Source organism: Mycolicibacterium bacteremicum (assembly GCF_002086115.1).
In the GTDB taxonomy this organism is placed as follows: Bacteria; Actinomycetota; Actinomycetes; order Mycobacteriales; family Mycobacteriaceae; genus Mycobacterium; species Mycobacterium bacteremicum.
This window is the reverse complement of record NZ_MVHJ01000001.1, coordinates 387195-403698: the sequence shown is the minus strand read 5'-3', so window position 1 is coordinate 403698 and position 16504 is coordinate 387195. Positions and strand designations below refer to the sequence as shown.

The following is a 16504-nucleotide window of genomic DNA, read 5'->3' as shown; positions in this document are numbered from 1 at the left end:
GCACGATCATCCGCTCGTCGCTTCGAGCAGACCGGCGGCGCGCGACCGACTTGCCTTCAAGGCGGAGTGAACGACGATCTCTTACCCCGCGTCATCGATGGCGTAGCCGCCGGCGCGTATCTCCGAAACGCCCGCACATGCAGATCCGGTCCAAATGCTCAGCGCGCCTTTTCAGGAATGGATTGCAAGGCTCGCAGAATGTGGACCGCAAGGTCGGTCGCTGCCGCGGAGTCTAGTGCGGAATTGGCGACTATCGTATGGCTGATCAGATCGACGCGATCGTTGTAGGGCGTACGGAAGGTCGTTGCCGAAGTCATCGGAATATCCTTTTCAATCGGGCATGTCGGCCCGTGAACGAGCTGCTCGATACCTCGATCATACGCTGCTGCCAGATTTATTGACACACAATGGAAATCGGCGTGTACTGGTCTCAACCCCATCAGAGGCGTCGCAATGTTCTCCAAGATCACAGCAGTCCTGGCCGGAATGGCCACATTCGCAAGAGGGCCGGACAATCGCCCGCGCGACATGAACACGGTGGCGCTTCGTCACCGCCGCCGACGCGATGACTGCGACGATTTCGCCCGAGACGGCCGCCGCGAACACCAGGAACGAGCCGACAGACTCGGTGACGATGACTGAATAGCATTGCGGTGCAATGCTATTCGGAACTTCGGAAGTTTTTCAATGTCCTTTGCGCGTTTTGTCCGGCATGCGAGGGGACGCGATCAAATTGATCGCCTACTGCTGTGTGACGCCATTTCCGACACGACCGACTGACCTTCTCCCCGGGGCGACACGTGCGCCGCCGCGACGAGTGCCGCGACCGCGTCCCGTATGCCATCGGCGACCTGATCAATGTCGGCGACTACATCCGGGCACGAGCTCAGACAAATATCAATGACATCATCGTGCGATGTCGCAACCACGCCGAGGCCGGACCCTTCGGCCAGCGGCTCGATGGTGTGCATACCTATCACCCGTGCGCCCGCTGAATACGCCGGCCCTCCCGGCCCCTGGGCGAACGACAGACTGCCATAGAGGCGGGGTGTACCCCGCCAGGACAAGCCCAACGCGGCGTTGAAATGCGCGGCGAGCCTGATCACGCGCGGCGGCATGAGCGCCATCGCGTCGGCAATACGCTCCCTTCCTGAATGGCTGCCGTCCTCGGCGCGACTTGCTATGTTCAACCGCTCGGTCGCGGTGTGCAGGTAAGTCAGTACTTCCACCGGGTCGTCAAAGTGGACTGGCATATGGACGCGTCCCACCGCACGGGATGTCGTTGCGCGCACCGAGTCGCCGTAGGGCTGCGTCAACGGCACGGCCATCACCAGGGGCTCGACGGGGATTACGCCGTGTTGCAGAAGCCACCCTCGTAGCGAGAGCGTGCACGCCGCGAGGACCACATTCGTGGTCTTTCCCCCAAATGCGTCGCTGACCGCTTCGACGTCGGCCGCCGCGATCGACGTCAAAGCAACCGATCGCCTTCTGGTCAACCTGGCATTCGTTGGCGTCGTCGACAACTGCAGGCCCACCAGTGGCTGTTGGTGGCGGGCCACCATCACCGCGTCGGTCATCAGTTCGGTCACGATGCGCGTACCGACGATGTGGTTCTCGATCAGTTCGAGGAACGTATCCACGAACAGCTCGCGCAGGGACGGCGCCGGTCCCATGTGCGCTTCATCTGGCGGTGGGCCAAGGGAATCCGGCAGGCTGCTCAAAAGCTGGTCCCATACCGCCACTACTCCGCTGCCGCCGTCGGCCAGCGCGGGCGACATCTCCAATACGAGCGCCCAGCGACCGCCCGCGAGGCCGTCAACCGTCCACGCACGCCAAAGCGCACGATTTGAACCCTCTACGGCGCAGAGGGATTCGATTAAGACGCATAGCTCGTCGTCGCCACCGGGCGTCGGCAGCGTCGCCTTCGCGATCCGTCCGGTGGCGTTGAAATCTCGGATTTCGGCCCACACGGGCTGCCCGATGCCGAATGGCTTGTCGATCAAGCGGCCACGAAAGCGCGCCAATCCCGACAGCGCCGAGGCGATCCATTCCTGCAACCGAGCGTGGGTGAGTTCAGTCGATGGCGCGAGGGTCGCGATGCAGACGGAAGCCGCCCGTGTGGCAGGCGTCTGAGTGTGCAACGCCATGGCGCTCGACGCACAGAGCCGCGAGTAGGTCACCGTTGCCCGGCCAGTAGAACCGCGTGCTCGATCAAGCCTGTCCCGCGGCCAACAGCGACTCGACGCTCGTCGCATCACCGTTCGCCGCCGCCGCCATCGCCACGCGATGCGCACTGTCCGCATCGGTGTCCGCCGGAACGACCAGGAGGACGATGTTGTTACCGCGAATGTCAGCTACGCCCACTGTGTGCGGCGGCTGCCGGTGATATCCGCCCAACCGGACAATTCCGCCGCCAATGACTTGCTTGCGCGGCGCATCTGCCCATTCATCAAGGTTGTAATACACCCGTTGCACAGTGCCGAGACGCACGGAAAGCACTGCGAGTAGGTCAGGAAGTTCGGCCACCAGATCGGTGCTGTGCGGCCACCAGGCCCCGTCAACGTATCCCGTCGTCGGTCCCTTGCGCTTCAGCCACAGCCGAGGCGTCTGCTGCGGCCCCTCGTTACGTGCACGGTCATGCGCATCAAATTCTACTGTCGTCACGGGAGAGTCCTGTCCGAGCCTTTGAACGGCCCAGTCTTCACAATCGGCGATGACACAATCTCAGATGGTCGCGTGCGGAATACCGCCGGTACTCTCCATTCTACGCCTCCCCCGCCGCCTCGCCCGATTGATCTCGGAAGTGGTGCAAAGTGACGCGCTTTCCGACGGATGCCATCGAGACCTCGATGTCGGCAGGCAACGGCATTCGGTCGCGATCCGGACGCCAAGAGGCGCCGCAACAGTTCGCCGCGCAACGGACCGACGTCTCGAATGAAAAATGCAGTGCGGTTTCCGGTTTCCATGCATCGTTCGGCGAAGGGCTCGTCGGCTACGTCAATGCTCGTCATTGTCTTCGCCGTACGAGCGCGTGGAACCGGTCGGCCGATTCTCACAAGGAGTGCAAATGAAGCCACGCTTGGGTCCGACACCGAAGGCCGGGCGCGCGACCATAGTGGTCTGGTTCCAGCTCGACGTTTGTGCCGTCAACGGACTGGCTATAGACCCCGGATGAGCAAGCATGCCGCGTCGGTGATCCCGCTGTCCGCCCTTGCCGTAGCCGGCATCGTGGCGCTGACTGCTTGCTCGTCGGGCGGCGGGGATGCCGCCTCGCAGACGAGTGCCACATCGGCGGCCAGTTCGGAGGCCACGTCGACAACGCAGACGAGCGCGCCCCAGGCCACCGACGCGGCGCTCGGACCGGATGCGGATCTCGTCTCGACAACCTTCCCGGTAGACCTCGACCGGGCGCTCGCGGTCGCCGGCGACACGGCACCCGGCGGCACGATCACCAAAATCGAGCTCGAGTTCAATCGCTCGGCCAACGCCTGGGTGTGGAAGATGGACTCGCAGAACAACACCGAGCAGCGCGAGATCACAATCGATGCGCAGTCCACACGGGTGCTTGCCGACGAGCGTGACCAGGAATCGTCGGATCCGGTGGCCGTCGACCCCCAGCGGTTGCCGCCGATGGACGCGCTCGCCCTGGCGACCGCACTGGTGCCAGGCTCCGTCGAGTCGTGGGCGCTGGAGTTCGACGACGGCCGCCAGCGGTACTCGGTCGACATCCGCACGCCCGGTGGCGTCGACAACGACGCCGATGTCGACGTCGATGTCCAGACACGCGCGGCGACCAGGTCGTAAAAAGCCGCTACTGCTCGCGCCAGCCGATCAACGCCTCGGAGATCACACCGGTCGCGTGCTTCAACGCAGGGACGGCCCGAGCGATCAGGTCCTTGGTGACGCGCGCAGCCGGGCCGGAGATGCCGATCGCCATCGGCGTGGGAGCTCCCGGAACCGCCATCGCGACGGAGCGGATGCCGATCTCGAACTCCTCATCGTCGATGGCGTACCCGTCGGCGCGCACCCGTTCAACCTTGGCGAACACCGCGGACAGGGTCGACGCGCTGTTCTCGGTCGGCGCCGGAAGTCCGGACTGGGTAACCAATTTGAGGATGCGTGCATCATCGAGTTCGCCCAGCACGGCCTTGCCCACACCCGAGGTGTGCAGTCCGACGCGCTTGCCGACGTCGTTGTTGGTCCGCATCAGCTTCGATGGGAGCACCTGCCCGGTATAGATCACCATGTCACCGTCGAGCACCGCCAGGCTGGCGGTTTCGGACAGCTCGTCGGCCAACGACTGCAGCACCGGGCCGGCAACCGCGCCCAATTGACGGTTGGCCACCTCGCCGAGCCGTATCAACCTGGGTCCCAGTGCGTAGCGGCGATTCGGCAATTGGCGGACGTAGCCCATACCGACCAGCGTGCGCAGCAGGCGGTGGATCGTCGGCGGCGGCAACGGTGATTCCGCCGACAGCGCCGTCAGCGAGCACTCCCCTCCCGCTCGGCCGATCAGTTCCATCAGCTCGAACGCGCGCTCCACCGACTGCACACCGCCCGATTTCTCCGCCATGCGATCCACTTTCGGTAGACGTTCTGTGTTCCATCCAACATGGCACGCAATCTTTCCGCAATACGGAATAAAACGTGAGTCCGGAATGCACTGCTAGTGGTCACTCGTGCCACGCGCTAAACTCCACATTGTGGAATTCTGGCTCGCCGGAGCCCTCCGCGCCGGGAAGGAACATCTGTGACTCGACGACTCGACGATGCCGTGCTGGCCGACGTCGACCGCCGCCTCTCGACCGCCGACGCCCAGCTGAAGAACCACTATCCCGGCGATGACGGTCGCCGTCAGCCCGTGCACACCGTCTACATCCCGGGCAACCGGTACACCGCGACGATGCCCGCGGACTGGGGAACCACCGCGCTTGCGGCCGCGAAGGACGCGGGCGGTCTGGACGCCGTGGCCGGTCTCGTCGGCGCGAGCAACGGAACAGACTGCGCCCCGGACACTCTCGCGGCCCTGGTCGAGCAGAAGCTGAGCACCGAACCCATCGAAGATCTCCGGATCGACTTCGAGGACGGGTACGGCACCGTCGACGACGCGACCGAGGACGCCGACGTCGCCCGGGCCATCGCCGAGTTGCGGACCGCGCTCGACGCGGGCACCTCGACCCCGTTCGTGGGCACCCGGTTCAAGTGCTTCGAGGCGGGCACCAGGAGGCGCGGCCTGCGCACGCTGGACATGTTCGTCAGCGGGCTCGCCGAATCAGGCTGTCTCCCACACGGACTGACCCTCACCCTGCCCAAGGTGACGTCGGTCGACCAGGTGGAGGCGATGGTCGCGGTCGCGAATGCGCTTGAAACGGCGAACGGGCTTCCCTCGGGACGCATCCGGTTCGAAGTGCAGGTCGAAACCCCGCAGGCGATTTTGGGTGCCGACGGCCGGGCGCCGGTCGCCCAGTTCATCCACGCCGGCCAGGGCCGCGTCAGCTCGCTGCACTACGGAACCTATGACTATTCGGCATCTCTCGGTATCGCCGCGGCCTTCCAGTCGATGGAGCACCCGGCGGCCGACCATGCCAAGAACGTCATGCAACTCGCCGTCGCGGGTACCGGCGTGCATCTGTCCGACGGCTCCACGAACATCCTGCCGGTCGGCGACCCCGACAACGTCGCGATGGCCTGGAAGCTGCACGCACGGCTGGTCCGGCGGCATCTGGAGCGCGGCATCTACCAGGGCTGGGACATGCACCCCGCGCAACTGGTCACCCGGTACCTGGCGACCTACGCGTTCTATCGCAGTGCCTTCGCACCCGCTGCAACACGCCTGCGCAACTACGTCCACCAGCACGACTCGGCGGTCATGGATGAGCCGGCCACCGCCCGCGCACTGGCCGGCGTGATCCACCGCGGCAGTGTATGCGGTGCCCTCACCGCCGACGAGATCGAAAGCGCCGCCGACCTTCCCACGTCCACCGTGCGCGATATCGCGCTCGGCCGCACAACCAGGAGCACCCCGTGACCCACCCAGTGACCGCAGCGTCGTACTACACGCCCCGGGGCGGCCTGCCTCCACAGACCGACCTGCTGACCGACCGCGCCATCGTCACGGAGGCCTACACGGTCATTCCGCGCGGTGTGCTTTCTGACATCGTCACGTCGGTGTTCCCGGAGTGGACCGACACCCGCGCGTGGATCCTCAACCGACCGGTGGCCGGCGGCGCGACGACGTACTTCCAGGCGATCGTCGAGGTCAAACCCGGTGGCGGTGCGCAACGGCCCGAACCGCAGCCCGAGGTGCAGAGCTTCCTGTTCGTCACCTCCGGTGCGCTGACCGTCGACGCGGCAGGTCAGTCCCAGACCCTGTCCGAGGGCGGGTTCGCCTATTTGCCGGCCGGCACCGACTGGTCGGCCCGCAACGACGGAACCCAGGACGCCACGTTCGTCTGGATCCGCAAACGCTATGAGGCCATCGCCGGCCACACACCGTCGGTGCAGTTCGGCAATGAGCAGGACGTCGCACCGTCGGCCATGCCCGGCACCGACGGCAAATGGCGCACCACGCGCATGCTCGACCCGCAGGACCTCGCCTATGACATGCACGTCAACATCGTCACGTTCGAACCCGGTGCGACGATCCCGTTCGCCGAGACCCACGTGATGGAACACGGGTTGCTGATGCTCGAAGGCAAGGCCGTCTACCACCTCAACGGAGACTGGGTCGAGGTGCAGGAGGGCGACTTCCTCGCGCTGCGCGCCTTCTGCCCACAGGCGTGCTACGCCGGCGGGCCGTCGAACTTCCGGTATCTGCTGTACAAGGACGTCAACCGCCAGATCATGCTCTGATACAACAAGACCGGGCGCCTCGGAAGGGGCGCCCGGTCTCGTTCATGTCGTGGATCTACAGCTGGAACGGCCAGCCGATGACCTTTTTCTGGCGCGGAGTCGCATAGGTCCGCACTTTCGACGTGGACAGCCCCATCCGCACCAGGCCCTCGGCGATGGTGACGGCCGACCGGACCCCGTCGACGATCGGCACACCGGTCGCGGCCGACACCTTCTCCTCGAGTTCGGCCATACCGCCACAGCCCAGACAGATCACCTCCGCGTGATCGCGTTCGACGGCCTCGCGCGCCTGGCGCACGATTGCCTCGACCGCGCGATCGGGATCGGACTCGAGTTCCAGCACACCGAGACCCGAAGCCCGCACCGATGCGCACCGGACGTCGAGTCCGGCGAGCTTGAGACGGTCCTCGATCAGCGGGACGGTGCGGTCGAGGGTGGTGACCACCGAGTACTTATGGCCCAGATACATGGCCGTGGACGCGGCCGCCTCGGTGATGTCGACCACCGGGACGTCGAGTAACTCCTGCAGGCCCTCCCGGCCGTGCTCGCCGTAGCCGGCCTGGATCACCGCGTCGAACGGCTCCGGGTAGGAGGTGATCGCGTCCATCACGGCGATGGCCGCCAGATAACTCTCGAAGTTGCCTTCACACGAGTCCGCGCCGAACCGCGGTGTGATGCCGACGATCTCGGTGCCCGGTGCGGCGACACCGCGAGCCGACTCGGCGATCGCATCGGTCATCGACGCCGTCGTGTTGACGTTGGCTACGAGAATTCTCATACCGGTCCTAGTGGTGCGTGCTCGTCACGGCGATGGGTTCGCCGGAGACATCGTTGAACGGACCCCGGCGGTCGGCAAGCACCCAGTACACGACCGCGCCGAGCCCGGCGCCGATGAACCAGGAGAACTCCGAGACGACCTTGAATGCCGGGACGAAGGCCATCAGCAGTGCCGCGATCGCCGTGATGGCCAGGGCGGCCACCGCGCGCACGTTGACGCCCTTCGCGTAGTGGTACTCCCCGTCGGGATCGACGGTGAACAGGGCCAGCACGTTGATCTTCGAGCGGCGCACCAGCCAGTAGTCCACCATGATGATGCCGAACAACGGGCCGAGGATGGCGCCGAGGCCACCGAGGAAGTAGTTGATGACGGCCGGTGAGTTGTACAGGTTCCAGGGCAGGATCACCAGCCCGATGACAGCCGAGATGAAGGCTGCCCGACGGAAATTCAGGTGCTTCGGGAACAGGTTGTTCAGCGCGTAGATCGGTGCGACGAAGTTGGCCATCAGGTTGACCGCGACGGTCAGGATCAGCAGCGCGAGGGCGGCAAGCACCAGCAGCAGGGTGTTCGGGACCTCCTGGACGATGTCGGCGGGCGCCTCGATGATGCGCCCGTCGATGCGGAACTGCGCACCGGCCAGGGTGATCACGATCGCCCCGAACACCAGCATGTTCAGCGGGATGCCCCAGAAGTTGCCGCGTACGATCGCGCGCTTGGACGTCGCGTTACGGGTGAAATCGCAGAAATTGAGCACGAACGTGCCGTAGATGGCGACCCACAGGCTGGCGCCACCGATGATCTGCAACCACATGTCGACGCCGGTCAGCGAGTCGGGTGTGGTCCACGCGATGCTCCAGTCGGCGTTGCTCAGCACCCAGATCGCCAGTGCGATCATCGTGAACAGGATGACCGGGCCGGCGAACGCCTCGTACTTGCGGATCATCTCCATGCCGTAGCTGACGATGATCACCTGGATCACCCACAGCGAGACGAACGAGATCCAGCCCAGCGTCGACAGCCCCAGGAAGCTGTTGGTGTCCAGGGTCGCCGCCGACGGTGCGAGCGCGATGATCATGATGCGCAGCACCACCGATGCGAGATAGGTCTGGATGCCGAACCAGGCGATCGCGACCGCGCCGCGGATGAGTGCCGGGATCTGCGCGCCGCGGATGCCGAACGCGATCCGGCTCATCACCGGGAACGGGACCCCGGTCTTCTCCCCCATGAACCCGGACAGATTCAGCAGCAGGAAGAGAAAGATGCCGCCGAGTCCGAGCGCGAGCAGGATCTGCCAGCCCCCCAGGCCCAGGGCGAACAGTCCGATGGCGAAGGAGTAGTTGCCCAGGCTGTGAACGTCGTTGGCCCACAACGTGAAAATGTTGTAGGCGCTCCACCGGCGTCCTTCGCGCCTGGTGGGCGCGAGGTCGGCGTTGTAGAGGTGCGGACTGACGTGGTTGAACGGGGCTGCATCGTTACGATTGGAGTCGTCGATGAGCCCGGTGGACTCTGTGCTCATGGATACGCCTGTCACGGTCGGAGCGCCGACGCGCAGCGCCGACGCAATATTCCACTGTGCGGAAAAATTTCTCCACAGGTTCGACCATTAGCGCGCATCCAGACGCCGCGTGTCAACCCTCTGCGCGGATTGACTGTGTCAGTGCTCACATCTAACCTTCCCCTATATTGGAGTTTTAGTTCCACGATGAGGAATCGTGTTCGTAACAACGGAGAGCTGCCGATGACCGCCGACGCCCTTGATCAGTCGGATCGACCCGAATACGACCTGGTGGTCCGCGGCCAACGGACGTTGACGACCGCGGGAATCGTCGCGCGCGAGATCGGTATCCGCGACGGCCGCATCGTCGCGATCGAGCCGTTCGGCAGCGGCCTGCGTGCCGCGGAGATCGTCGAACTCACCGACGAACAGGTGATGATCCCCGGTCTGGTCGATACCCACGTGCACGTCAACGAGCCGGGCCGCACCGAGTGGGAGGGCTTCGACTCGGCCACCCGCGCCGCGGCCGCCGGTGGTGTCACCACGCTGATCGACATGCCACTCAACTCCATTCCGCCGACGGTCAACGTCGAGGCACTCGAGGCCAAGCGGGCGGCCGCCGCAGGGAAGACCCATATCGATGTCGGCTTCTGGGGCGGAGCGATCCCCGGCAACACCGACGATCTGCGGGGTCTGCACGACGACGGTGTCTTCGGCTTCAAGTGCTTCCTGCTGCACTCCGGCGTCGACGAGTTCCCCCACCTCGACGCCGACGAGATGGAGAAGGACATGGCCGTGCTGGCCGGCTTCGACTCCATGATGATCGTGCACGCCGAGGATTCCCGCGCCATCGACCGCGCCCCGTCGGCCGAGGGCAACAAGTACGAGCGCTTCCTCGCCTCCCGCCCGCGCGGCGCCGAGAACGTGGCGATCGCCGAGGTCATCGAGCGTGCCCGCTGGACCGGGGTCCGTGCGCACATCCTGCACCTGTCCTCGTCGGATGCGCTGCCGATGCTGGCGACCGCGAAACGCGACGGCGTCAAGATCACCGTCGAGACCTGCCCGCACTATCTGACCTTGCTGGCCGAGGAGATCCCGAACGGCGCGACCGCCTTCAAGTGTTGCCCGCCGATCCGTGAGGCATCGAACCGGGAACTGCTGTGGCAGGGCCTGCTCGACGGCACGATCGACTGCATCGTCTCCGATCACTCACCGTCGACGATCGATCTGAAGGACGTCGAGAACGGCGACTTCGGCATCGCGTGGGGTGGGGTGGCATCGCTGCAGTTGGGCCTGTCACTGATCTGGACCGAGGCCAAGCGCCGCGGTATCGAGCTGACCCAGGTGCTGGACTGGATGGCTGCCAAACCCGCCGCGTTGGCCGGACTGAACACCAAGGGCAAGATCGCGCTCGGTTACGACGCCGATTTCGCCATCTTCGAGCCCGATTCCGCACAGGTCGTCGACGTGCACAAGCTGCACCACAAGAACCCGGTCAGCCCCTATGACGGGCGTGCCCTTGCCGGCGTCGTCGCCGGCACCTGGTTGCGCGGCAGGAAGATCGACTTCCAGACCCCGCAGGGCCGGATGCTACGTCGCGGCGGGGTGTAGCCCGTCACGCCCGTCGCACTCCCAGCGCATAGGCTGGCTCGGTGACTCTCGTCCTGGGCCCCGTCCTGCGCCACGTCGGCGACACCACCGCCATGGTGTGGGTGCAGACCGACGAACCCGCCGAGGTCACGGTCCTGGGCTGTACGGCCCCCACCTTCGAGGTGCAGGGCCATCACTACGCGCTGGTGGCCGTCGAGGGCCTGACCCCGGATTCGACCACCGAGTACCAGGTTCACCTCGACGGCCGGTTGGTCTGGCCGGAGCCGGACTCGAAGTTCCCGCCGAGTGTGATCCGCACCCGCGGGCCTGCTGCCGCCGACGAGGTGCGGGTGATCTTCGGTTCCTGTCGGTACCCCAAGACCGGCGATGCCAAGATCGACGAGAAGCTCGGTCAGGACGCGCTGGACTGCTACGCGGAACGGATGACGTCCCAGCCGCACGAGCAGTGGCCCGACGTGCTCATCCTGCTGGGCGACCAGGTCTACGCCGACGAACTGACCCCCGAGGCCCGGCAGCGACTGACGGGCCGTCGCACGAACAAGAAGCGACCGCCCGACGAGGTGGTCAGCTTCGACGAATACGTCGGCCTGTACCGGCACACCTGGGGTGATCCGGAGATCCGCTGGGTGCTGTCGACGCTGCCGACCGCCATGATCTTCGACGACCATGACATCCGCGACGACTGGAACACCTCCCGGGCCTGGCGCGAGGCGGTCAACCAGAAGCCGTGGTGGCGTGACCGGATCCGCGCCGGCCTGGCCTCCTACTGGGTGTATCAGCACATCGGCAACCTCAGCCCGCAACAACTCGACAAAGACGCCGATTACCAGAAGGTGCTGGCGGCCGATGGTGACAGATGGCCGCTGCTGGTCGATCTCGCCGACCGCGCCGACCACGAGGTCGACGGCGAGAAGGGGTTGCGGTTCAGCTTCCGCTGGGACCTCGGCCGCAGCAGGCTGCTGATGATCGATTCACGCAACTCCCGGATCCTCGACGACGGCAGCCGGAAGATGTTGGGCGACCGCGAGTTCGGCTGGGTCGAGAAACACGTGCGGGACGGTCTCGAAGATCTGGACCACCTGATCCTGGCATCCTCCCTGCCGTGGCTGTTGCCACCGGCAATCGGCGACCTGCAGACCGTCAACGAGATTGCGGCCGACAAGTCCGGCCTGCGCGGTGCCATCGCCGAGAAGATCAGGCAGGCAGCCGATTTCGAGCACTGGCCGGCGTTCTCGGCGTCGTTCCTGCGGCTCAGCGATCTGATCATCGGGACGGCCGGCGCGTCCGGGCAGGGTCCGGCGACGGTGAGCGTGCTCTCCGGCGATGTGCACCACAGCTACGCGGCGCGGGCGGAGTTCCCCGGGCCGTCCGCGGCGCACGTCCACCAGCTCGTGTGCTCCCCCGTGCACAACTACGTCCCGTTCTTCGTCAAACCGGTGTTCAAGCTGGGGTGGTCGCCCCGGGTCGCCCGGCTGGCCCGGCGGTGGGCGCGCCGACACGGCGCCCCCGAACTGCCGATGTCGTGGCGAAACCTCAGTGGGCCGCTGTTCGGCAACACCATCGCGACGCTGGAGATCTCCGCACGCACCGCGCAGGTGGTGTTCGAACAGCCCCACAGCGACTGCGAGTTGGAGGTCGCGGCCAGGATTGCGCTGACCGACTGAACGGCGTGTCGTGCGGCCTGTAACGCGTCGCCGGAGGCTGCCGATGAGTACGTCGGCGGCGGGTCTCGGCGGAAATGCCGACACCCGCGCCGGGGGTCTGTCACAGTCTGCATACGAGCTCTTCTGGGGGTATGAAATTGGCTACCGGTCTACGTGTGGTCGGCCGCATGGTGGCGGCGACGGGACTGGCGCTGGTGGCGCTGCCCATCCTGATTCCCACCGCGGTATCGCAGCCGCAACCCTGCCCGGACATCGGCGTGGTCTTCGCCCGCGGCACCTCCGAACCGCCGGGGGTGGGCGGCGTGGGTCAGCGCTTCGTGGATTCGCTTCGTGCGCAGGCATTTCCGCGAACGGTCGGGGTCCATGCGGTCAGCTACCCGGCCAGCAACAACTTCACCGGCGGGACGCTGTTCACCCAGAACGTCGTCGACGGGGTCCGTGACGAGAACACCCACGTCCAGGGCGTGACGACGGTCTGCCCCAACACCCGGATGGTGCTCGGCGGCTACTCCCAGGGCGCGGTGGTGACGGCGCTGTCCACCTCGGGTGTGGTCCCGGCCGGCGTGGCCGCTCCCCCGCCGATGCCCAGCGACGTCATCGACAACGTCGCCGCGGTGGTGCTGTTCGGCATGCCTGCGGGCTGGTCGGCGGTGAAGTACGGAACGCCGGCGATCGATGTCGGGCCCGCCTACAGCGACAAGGCGCTCGAACTCTGCGCCCCCGGGGACACCGTCTGCTCCGGAGCCCCTGCGTCCGGATCGAGTGCGCCGCATCAGCAGTACGCGGTGAACGGGATGGCCGATCAGGCGGCCGCATTCACCGTCAGCAGATTGGGCGCGCCCGCGCCGAATCCGGTCTGACCGACTCGGACGGTCCGCGCCACTGTCGGCCGGTGGCGGGCGACGCTGGAAGCCGGAGCCTCCCGACAGTGAGGTAACGCGTCCTACCGCGCCGGAAGAGCCAGTCGGGAGAATGAGTTGTGGTGAGGACAGCACCCCGACCCGAGGAGCACCGATGACCACTCCCCTGACCCCGCTCGGTCTCGACATCCCGGTGCTGGCCGCGCCGATGGCCGGTGGCGCGTCCACCGCGGCGATGGTCATCGCGGCCGCACAAGCCGGTGGCCTGGGGTTTGTGGCCGCCGGGTACAAAACGCCATCCTCCCTGCAGGCCGAGATCGCGGCCGTCCGCAGCGCGTCGATACCATTCGGCGTCAACCTCTTTGTGCCGAATCCGGTACCGATCGACGCGGCGGCCTACCGGCGCTACGCCGAGGCCGTGCAGCGCGAGGCCGACCGATTCGACCTGACCCTGCCCGTCGATCCGCTCGACGATGACGACGCCTTCGGCGACAAGGTCGACCTGTTGCTGGCCGATCCCGTTCCGGTGGTCAGTTTCACCTTCGGCCTGCCCGACCGCGAGGTGATCACCGGATTCAAGAAGACCGGCACCGTCGTGGTGCAGACCGTGACCAACCGGGCCGAGGCGCAGGCCGCGGTGGCGGCGGGGGTGGACATGCTCGCGGTGCAGGCCGCGACCGCGGGTGGGCACTCGGGTACGTTCACGCCCGGCACGCTGCCCGCCACAGTTCCGCTGACCGACCTTCTTGCAGACGTGGCCGCCGCCGTCGACGTGCCGCTCATCGCGGCCGGCGGTCTCGGGACGCCCGAGGCGGTATCGGACGTGCTCGGTGCCGGGGCGATCGCCGCGGCTGTCGGCACCGTCCTGCTGCGGGCCGAGGAGAGTGGCGCCTCGGCCACACACAAGGCCGCACTGATCGATCCGGCGCGCACCGAGACGGTGCTGACCCGGGTCTTCACCGGGCGTCCGGCCCGCGGTCTGCGTAACGGTTTCATCGACCGGTTCGCCGCGGACGCACCGCTGGGATATCCGGCGGTGCACCACCTCACCAGTCCGCTGCGGAAGGCTGCTGCTGCCGCCGGGGAGGCCGACCTGGTGCACCTGTGGGCCGGGACCGGGTACCGTCACGCCCGTGACGAGTCGACGGCATCGATCCTGGCGGGTCTGGCCCATCGCGGGTGACATCGGCCATGGTTGACGAACCCGGCAGTGTCGGCGCGCTGCGTGATGCGATGCGCAAAGACCTTGTGGCGGCAATGAAGTCGCGATCGGCCGAAACCGTGGCCGCGTTGCGTGCCGGGCTCGCCGCAATCGACGATGCCGAGGCGGTGGACGTCACCGGCACGCCGGTCGGCGGGGAGTCCGTGATCGCCGGGGCGACCGCAGGTCTGGGATCTGCCGAGGTGCCCCGACGGGTGCTGTCGGCCGCCGACGCGCGCAGGGTGCTCGGGGATGTGATCGCCGAGTACACCGCCGAGGCGGACCGCTACGCCGGCCTCAACCGCCCCGATGCGGCCGAGCAACTGCGCCGCCAGGCCGCCACGCTGCGCCGCTATCTCTGATCCGCGCCCGCAGCGCGACGGCTATGGTCACAGCATGCAGGCCTCCGCGTCCGTCCTCATCAACGCTCCCGCCATCGACATCTGGGATGTCGTCGCCGATATCCGCAACACCGGCAAGTTCTCGCCGGAGACCTTCGACGCCGAATGGCTCGACGGCGCCACCGGCCCGCAGCTCGGCGCCCGCTTCCGCGGTCACGTCAAACGCAACGAGATCGGCCCGGTGTACTGGACGACCTGCCGGGTGACCGCATGTGTTCCCGGCGAGGAGTTCGGTTTCGAGGTGCTCATCGGTGACCGCGCGGTGAACAACTGGCACTACCGGTTCCAACCCGAAGGGGGCGCCACCCGGGTCACCGAGTCGTTCCACTTCCCGGCGCCCAAGCTGGTCGAGCTGGCGATGTTCCTGCGCAAGCGGCGCAACGAGCGCGATATGGCCACCACGCTGGGCCGGATCAAAGCCTACGTCGAGCAGACCTGAGCGCCACGTCAGTCCAGTGTGACCGGCAGCCGCGCCCAGCCGCGCACACTGGAGGTGTGCGCGCGGCTGGCGCCCGCGTAATCGACCTCCCAGTCGGTCCACCGTTTCAGGACCTCCTCGAAGGCGACCCGGGCCTCCAGCCGCGCCAGCGCCGAGCCGAGGCAGAAGTGGATGCCCTGACCGAAACCGAGATGGGCACCGGTGCGGTGGATGTCGAACCGGTCCGGATCGCTGTGGCGTGCGGGATCCCGGTCGGCGGAACCGTTGAGCAGCAACATGTATGAGCCCTCGGCCACGGTCTGACCGTAGTGCTCGACATCGCGTGCGACATAGCGGGCCTGCACCGGTGACGGCGGTTCGAAACGCAGGGTCTCCTCCACGGCACCACCGATCAGTGCCGGGTCGGCGGCGAGTTCGCGTCGCTGATCGGGATGCTCGCCGAGCAGCTGACCCATGAATCCGATGAGCCGGGCCGTGGTCTCGTTCCCGGCACCGGCGATCATCGCGGTGTAGGCCAGCACCTCGGTGCGATCGAGTTTGCGACGCCTGCCGTCCTCCTCGATCTCGGCGTTGAGCAGATCGGTCATCAGGTCGTCGGACGGGTGCGTGGCCCGCCATTCGATGTACTCGGCGAACATGGCGATCGCGTCCTGGAAGATCGTCGGACTGATGTCACCGCCGCTCGCATCGGCGGTGATGGTCTTGTCGTTGCGGTCCCGGATGCGCTGCTGCTCATCCTCGGGGATGCCCAGCAGATAGCCGATGGTGCGCATCGGCATGATCGCACCCAGATCGACGACGAAGTCGAACCCCCGCGACCCGATCAGCGGATCCAATGCCCGCGAACAGAAGTCACGCACCAGGTCCTCCACGGCCAGCATGCGTCGGGGGGTGAACACCCGCGACAGCAGGCGGCGGTGCAGATCATGCAGGGGCGGATCCTCGAACAGCAGGATGCCCGGTGGCACCTCGATACCACTGAACAGGATGTCGGCGGTGGTCCCCCGGCCGGAACGGTAGGTCTGCCAGTCCGGGAGCGCGGGCGCGACATCGTCGTACCGGCTCAGCGCATAGAAGTTGTACTTCTCGTTGTAGTACAGCGGCGCGTCCTCACGCATCCGCTTCCAGATCGGATACGGGTTGTCGTCGATCTCCTTGTCGAAGGGGTCGTAATAGATGTCGACGACCGGGTCGATGGTCACG

Annotated in this window: 17 protein-coding genes; 10 read left to right on the top strand and 7 right to left on the bottom strand. The window is 66.4% G+C overall.

Features of this window, described 5'->3' with window-relative positions; all coding sequences use genetic code 11:
• Window positions 1-158: 158 nt before the first annotated feature.
• The 3 genes from BST17_RS29945 to BST17_RS01835 form a co-directional block, all read right to left on the bottom strand.
• Window positions 159-530 carry a DUF6307 family protein gene (locus BST17_RS29945; protein ID WP_407937722.1) on the bottom strand — a complete coding sequence of 124 codons (372 nt, stop codon included), beginning with the start codon at window positions 528-530 and terminating at the stop codon, window positions 159-161.
• Window positions 531-728: 198 nt separating this feature from the next.
• Window positions 729-2147, bottom strand: coding sequence for a wax ester/triacylglycerol synthase domain-containing protein (locus BST17_RS01840; protein ID WP_264002110.1), 1419 nt, complete (start codon window positions 2145-2147; stop codon window positions 729-731).
• Between the two features lie 64 nt (window positions 2148-2211).
• Window positions 2212-2664, bottom strand: coding sequence for a DUF5994 family protein (locus BST17_RS01835; protein WP_083054975.1), 453 nt, complete (start codon window positions 2662-2664; stop codon window positions 2212-2214).
• A 149-nt stretch (window positions 2665-2813) separates the two neighbouring features.
• Here BST17_RS01835 and BST17_RS29150 point away from each other — a divergent pair, with 149 nt between their 5' ends.
• Both BST17_RS29150 and BST17_RS01830 read left to right on the top strand, forming a co-directional pair.
• Window positions 2814-3071 carry a hypothetical protein gene (locus BST17_RS29150; RefSeq protein ID WP_165762184.1) on the top strand — a complete coding sequence of 86 codons (258 nt, stop codon included), beginning with the start codon at window positions 2814-2816 and terminating at the stop codon, window positions 3069-3071.
• Window positions 3072-3171: 100 nt separating this feature from the next.
• On the top strand, window positions 3172-3804 hold the full coding sequence (locus tag BST17_RS01830) for a PepSY domain-containing protein (RefSeq protein ID WP_083054973.1): 633 nt from the start codon (window positions 3172-3174) through the stop codon (window positions 3802-3804).
• 7 nt (window positions 3805-3811) lie between these two features.
• Here the strand turns inward: BST17_RS01830 and BST17_RS01825 are convergent, their stop codons facing one another.
• On the bottom strand, window positions 3812-4573 hold the full coding sequence (locus tag BST17_RS01825; protein WP_083054971.1) for an IclR family transcriptional regulator: 762 nt from the start codon (window positions 4571-4573) through the stop codon (window positions 3812-3814).
• 177 nt (window positions 4574-4750) lie between these two features.
• Between BST17_RS01825 and BST17_RS01820 the strand changes: the two genes are divergently transcribed.
• On the top strand, window positions 4751-6028 hold the full coding sequence (locus BST17_RS01820) for a DUF6986 family protein (protein WP_083054969.1): 1278 nt from the start codon (window positions 4751-4753) through the stop codon (window positions 6026-6028).
• An 8-nt stretch (window positions 6029-6036) separates the two neighbouring features.
• Window positions 6037-6852 (top strand): bifunctional allantoicase/(S)-ureidoglycine aminohydrolase, encoded by an 816-nt coding sequence (locus BST17_RS01815; protein ID WP_083054967.1) that lies wholly within the window; start codon window positions 6037-6039, stop codon window positions 6850-6852.
• A 55-nt stretch (window positions 6853-6907) separates the two neighbouring features.
• On the opposite strand, the gene BST17_RS01810 is transcribed toward BST17_RS01815, so the two are convergent.
• Both BST17_RS01810 and BST17_RS01805 read right to left on the bottom strand, forming a co-directional pair.
• Window positions 6908-7630: an aspartate/glutamate racemase family protein gene (locus BST17_RS01810; protein ID WP_083054965.1), complete on the bottom strand. Its 723-nt coding sequence runs from the start codon at window positions 7628-7630 to the stop codon at window positions 6908-6910.
• A 7-nt stretch (window positions 7631-7637) separates the two neighbouring features.
• Window positions 7638-9146, bottom strand: a complete 1509-nt coding sequence (locus BST17_RS01805) for an NCS1 family nucleobase:cation symporter-1 (protein ID WP_083054963.1) — start codon at window positions 9144-9146, stop codon at window positions 7638-7640.
• Window positions 9147-9368: 222 nt separating this feature from the next.
• Here BST17_RS01805 and allB point away from each other — a divergent pair, with 222 nt between their 5' ends.
• From allB to BST17_RS01775, 6 genes are all read left to right on the top strand, one after another.
• Entirely contained in the window at window positions 9369-10736 is a 1368-nt protein-coding gene (allB, locus tag BST17_RS01800; RefSeq protein WP_083054961.1) for an allantoinase AllB, read from the top strand.
• Window positions 10737-10777: 41 nt separating this feature from the next.
• Window positions 10778-12400, top strand: coding sequence for an alkaline phosphatase D family protein (locus BST17_RS01795; protein WP_234807495.1), 1623 nt, complete (start codon window positions 10778-10780; stop codon window positions 12398-12400).
• A 131-nt stretch (window positions 12401-12531) separates the two neighbouring features.
• Window positions 12532-13260, top strand: a complete 729-nt coding sequence (locus BST17_RS01790) for a cutinase family protein (protein ID WP_083054959.1) — start codon at window positions 12532-12534, stop codon at window positions 13258-13260.
• 154 nt (window positions 13261-13414) lie between these two features.
• Window positions 13415-14443 carry a nitronate monooxygenase gene (locus tag BST17_RS01785; RefSeq protein WP_083054957.1) on the top strand — a complete coding sequence of 343 codons (1029 nt, stop codon included), beginning with the start codon at window positions 13415-13417 and terminating at the stop codon, window positions 14441-14443.
• Between the two features lie 8 nt (window positions 14444-14451).
• Window positions 14452-14823 (top strand): GatB/YqeY domain-containing protein, encoded by a 372-nt coding sequence (locus BST17_RS01780; RefSeq protein WP_083055293.1) that lies wholly within the window; start codon window positions 14452-14454, stop codon window positions 14821-14823.
• Between the two features lie 34 nt (window positions 14824-14857).
• A complete protein-coding gene (locus BST17_RS01775; protein WP_083054955.1) occupies window positions 14858-15301 on the top strand; it encodes an SRPBCC family protein in 444 nt (147 codons plus the stop codon).
• 8 nt (window positions 15302-15309) lie between these two features.
• Here the strand turns inward: BST17_RS01775 and BST17_RS01770 are convergent, their stop codons facing one another.
• Window positions 15310-16503, bottom strand: coding sequence for a cytochrome P450 (locus tag BST17_RS01770; RefSeq protein WP_083054953.1), 1194 nt, complete (start codon window positions 16501-16503; stop codon window positions 15310-15312).
• Between the last annotated feature and the right edge of the window lies 1 nt (window position 16504).

Bases quoted from the DNA above. Each gene is read 5' to 3' on its own strand.
- BST17_RS01810 (WP_083054965.1), bottom strand. From the start codon at position 7,630: ATGAGAATTCTCGTAGCCAACGTCAACACGACGGCGTCGATGACCGAT.
- BST17_RS01830 (WP_083054973.1), top strand. From the start codon at position 3,172: ATGAGCAAGCATGCCGCGTCGGTGATCCCGCTGTCCGCCCTTGCCGTA.
- BST17_RS01785 (WP_083054957.1), top strand. From the start codon at position 13,415: ATGACCACTCCCCTGACCCCGCTCGGTCTCGACATCCCGGTGCTGGCC.
- BST17_RS01840 (WP_264002110.1), bottom strand. From the start codon at position 2,147: ATGGCGTTGCACACTCAGACGCCTGCCACACGGGCGGCTTCCGTCTGC.
- BST17_RS01825 (WP_083054971.1), bottom strand. From the start codon at position 4,573: ATGGCGGAGAAATCGGGCGGTGTGCAGTCGGTGGAGCGCGCGTTCGAG.
- BST17_RS01780 (WP_083055293.1), top strand. From the start codon at position 14,452: ATGGTTGACGAACCCGGCAGTGTCGGCGCGCTGCGTGATGCGATGCGC.
- BST17_RS29945 (WP_407937722.1), bottom strand. From the start codon at position 530: ATGTCGCGCGGGCGATTGTCCGGCCCTCTTGCGAATGTGGCCATTCCG.
- BST17_RS01775 (WP_083054955.1), top strand. From the start codon at position 14,858: ATGCAGGCCTCCGCGTCCGTCCTCATCAACGCTCCCGCCATCGACATC.
- BST17_RS01790 (WP_083054959.1), top strand. From the start codon at position 12,532: ATGAAATTGGCTACCGGTCTACGTGTGGTCGGCCGCATGGTGGCGGCG.
- allB (WP_083054961.1), top strand. From the start codon at position 9,369: ATGACCGCCGACGCCCTTGATCAGTCGGATCGACCCGAATACGACCTG.
- BST17_RS01805 (WP_083054963.1), bottom strand. From the start codon at position 9,146: ATGAGCACAGAGTCCACCGGGCTCATCGACGACTCCAATCGTAACGAT.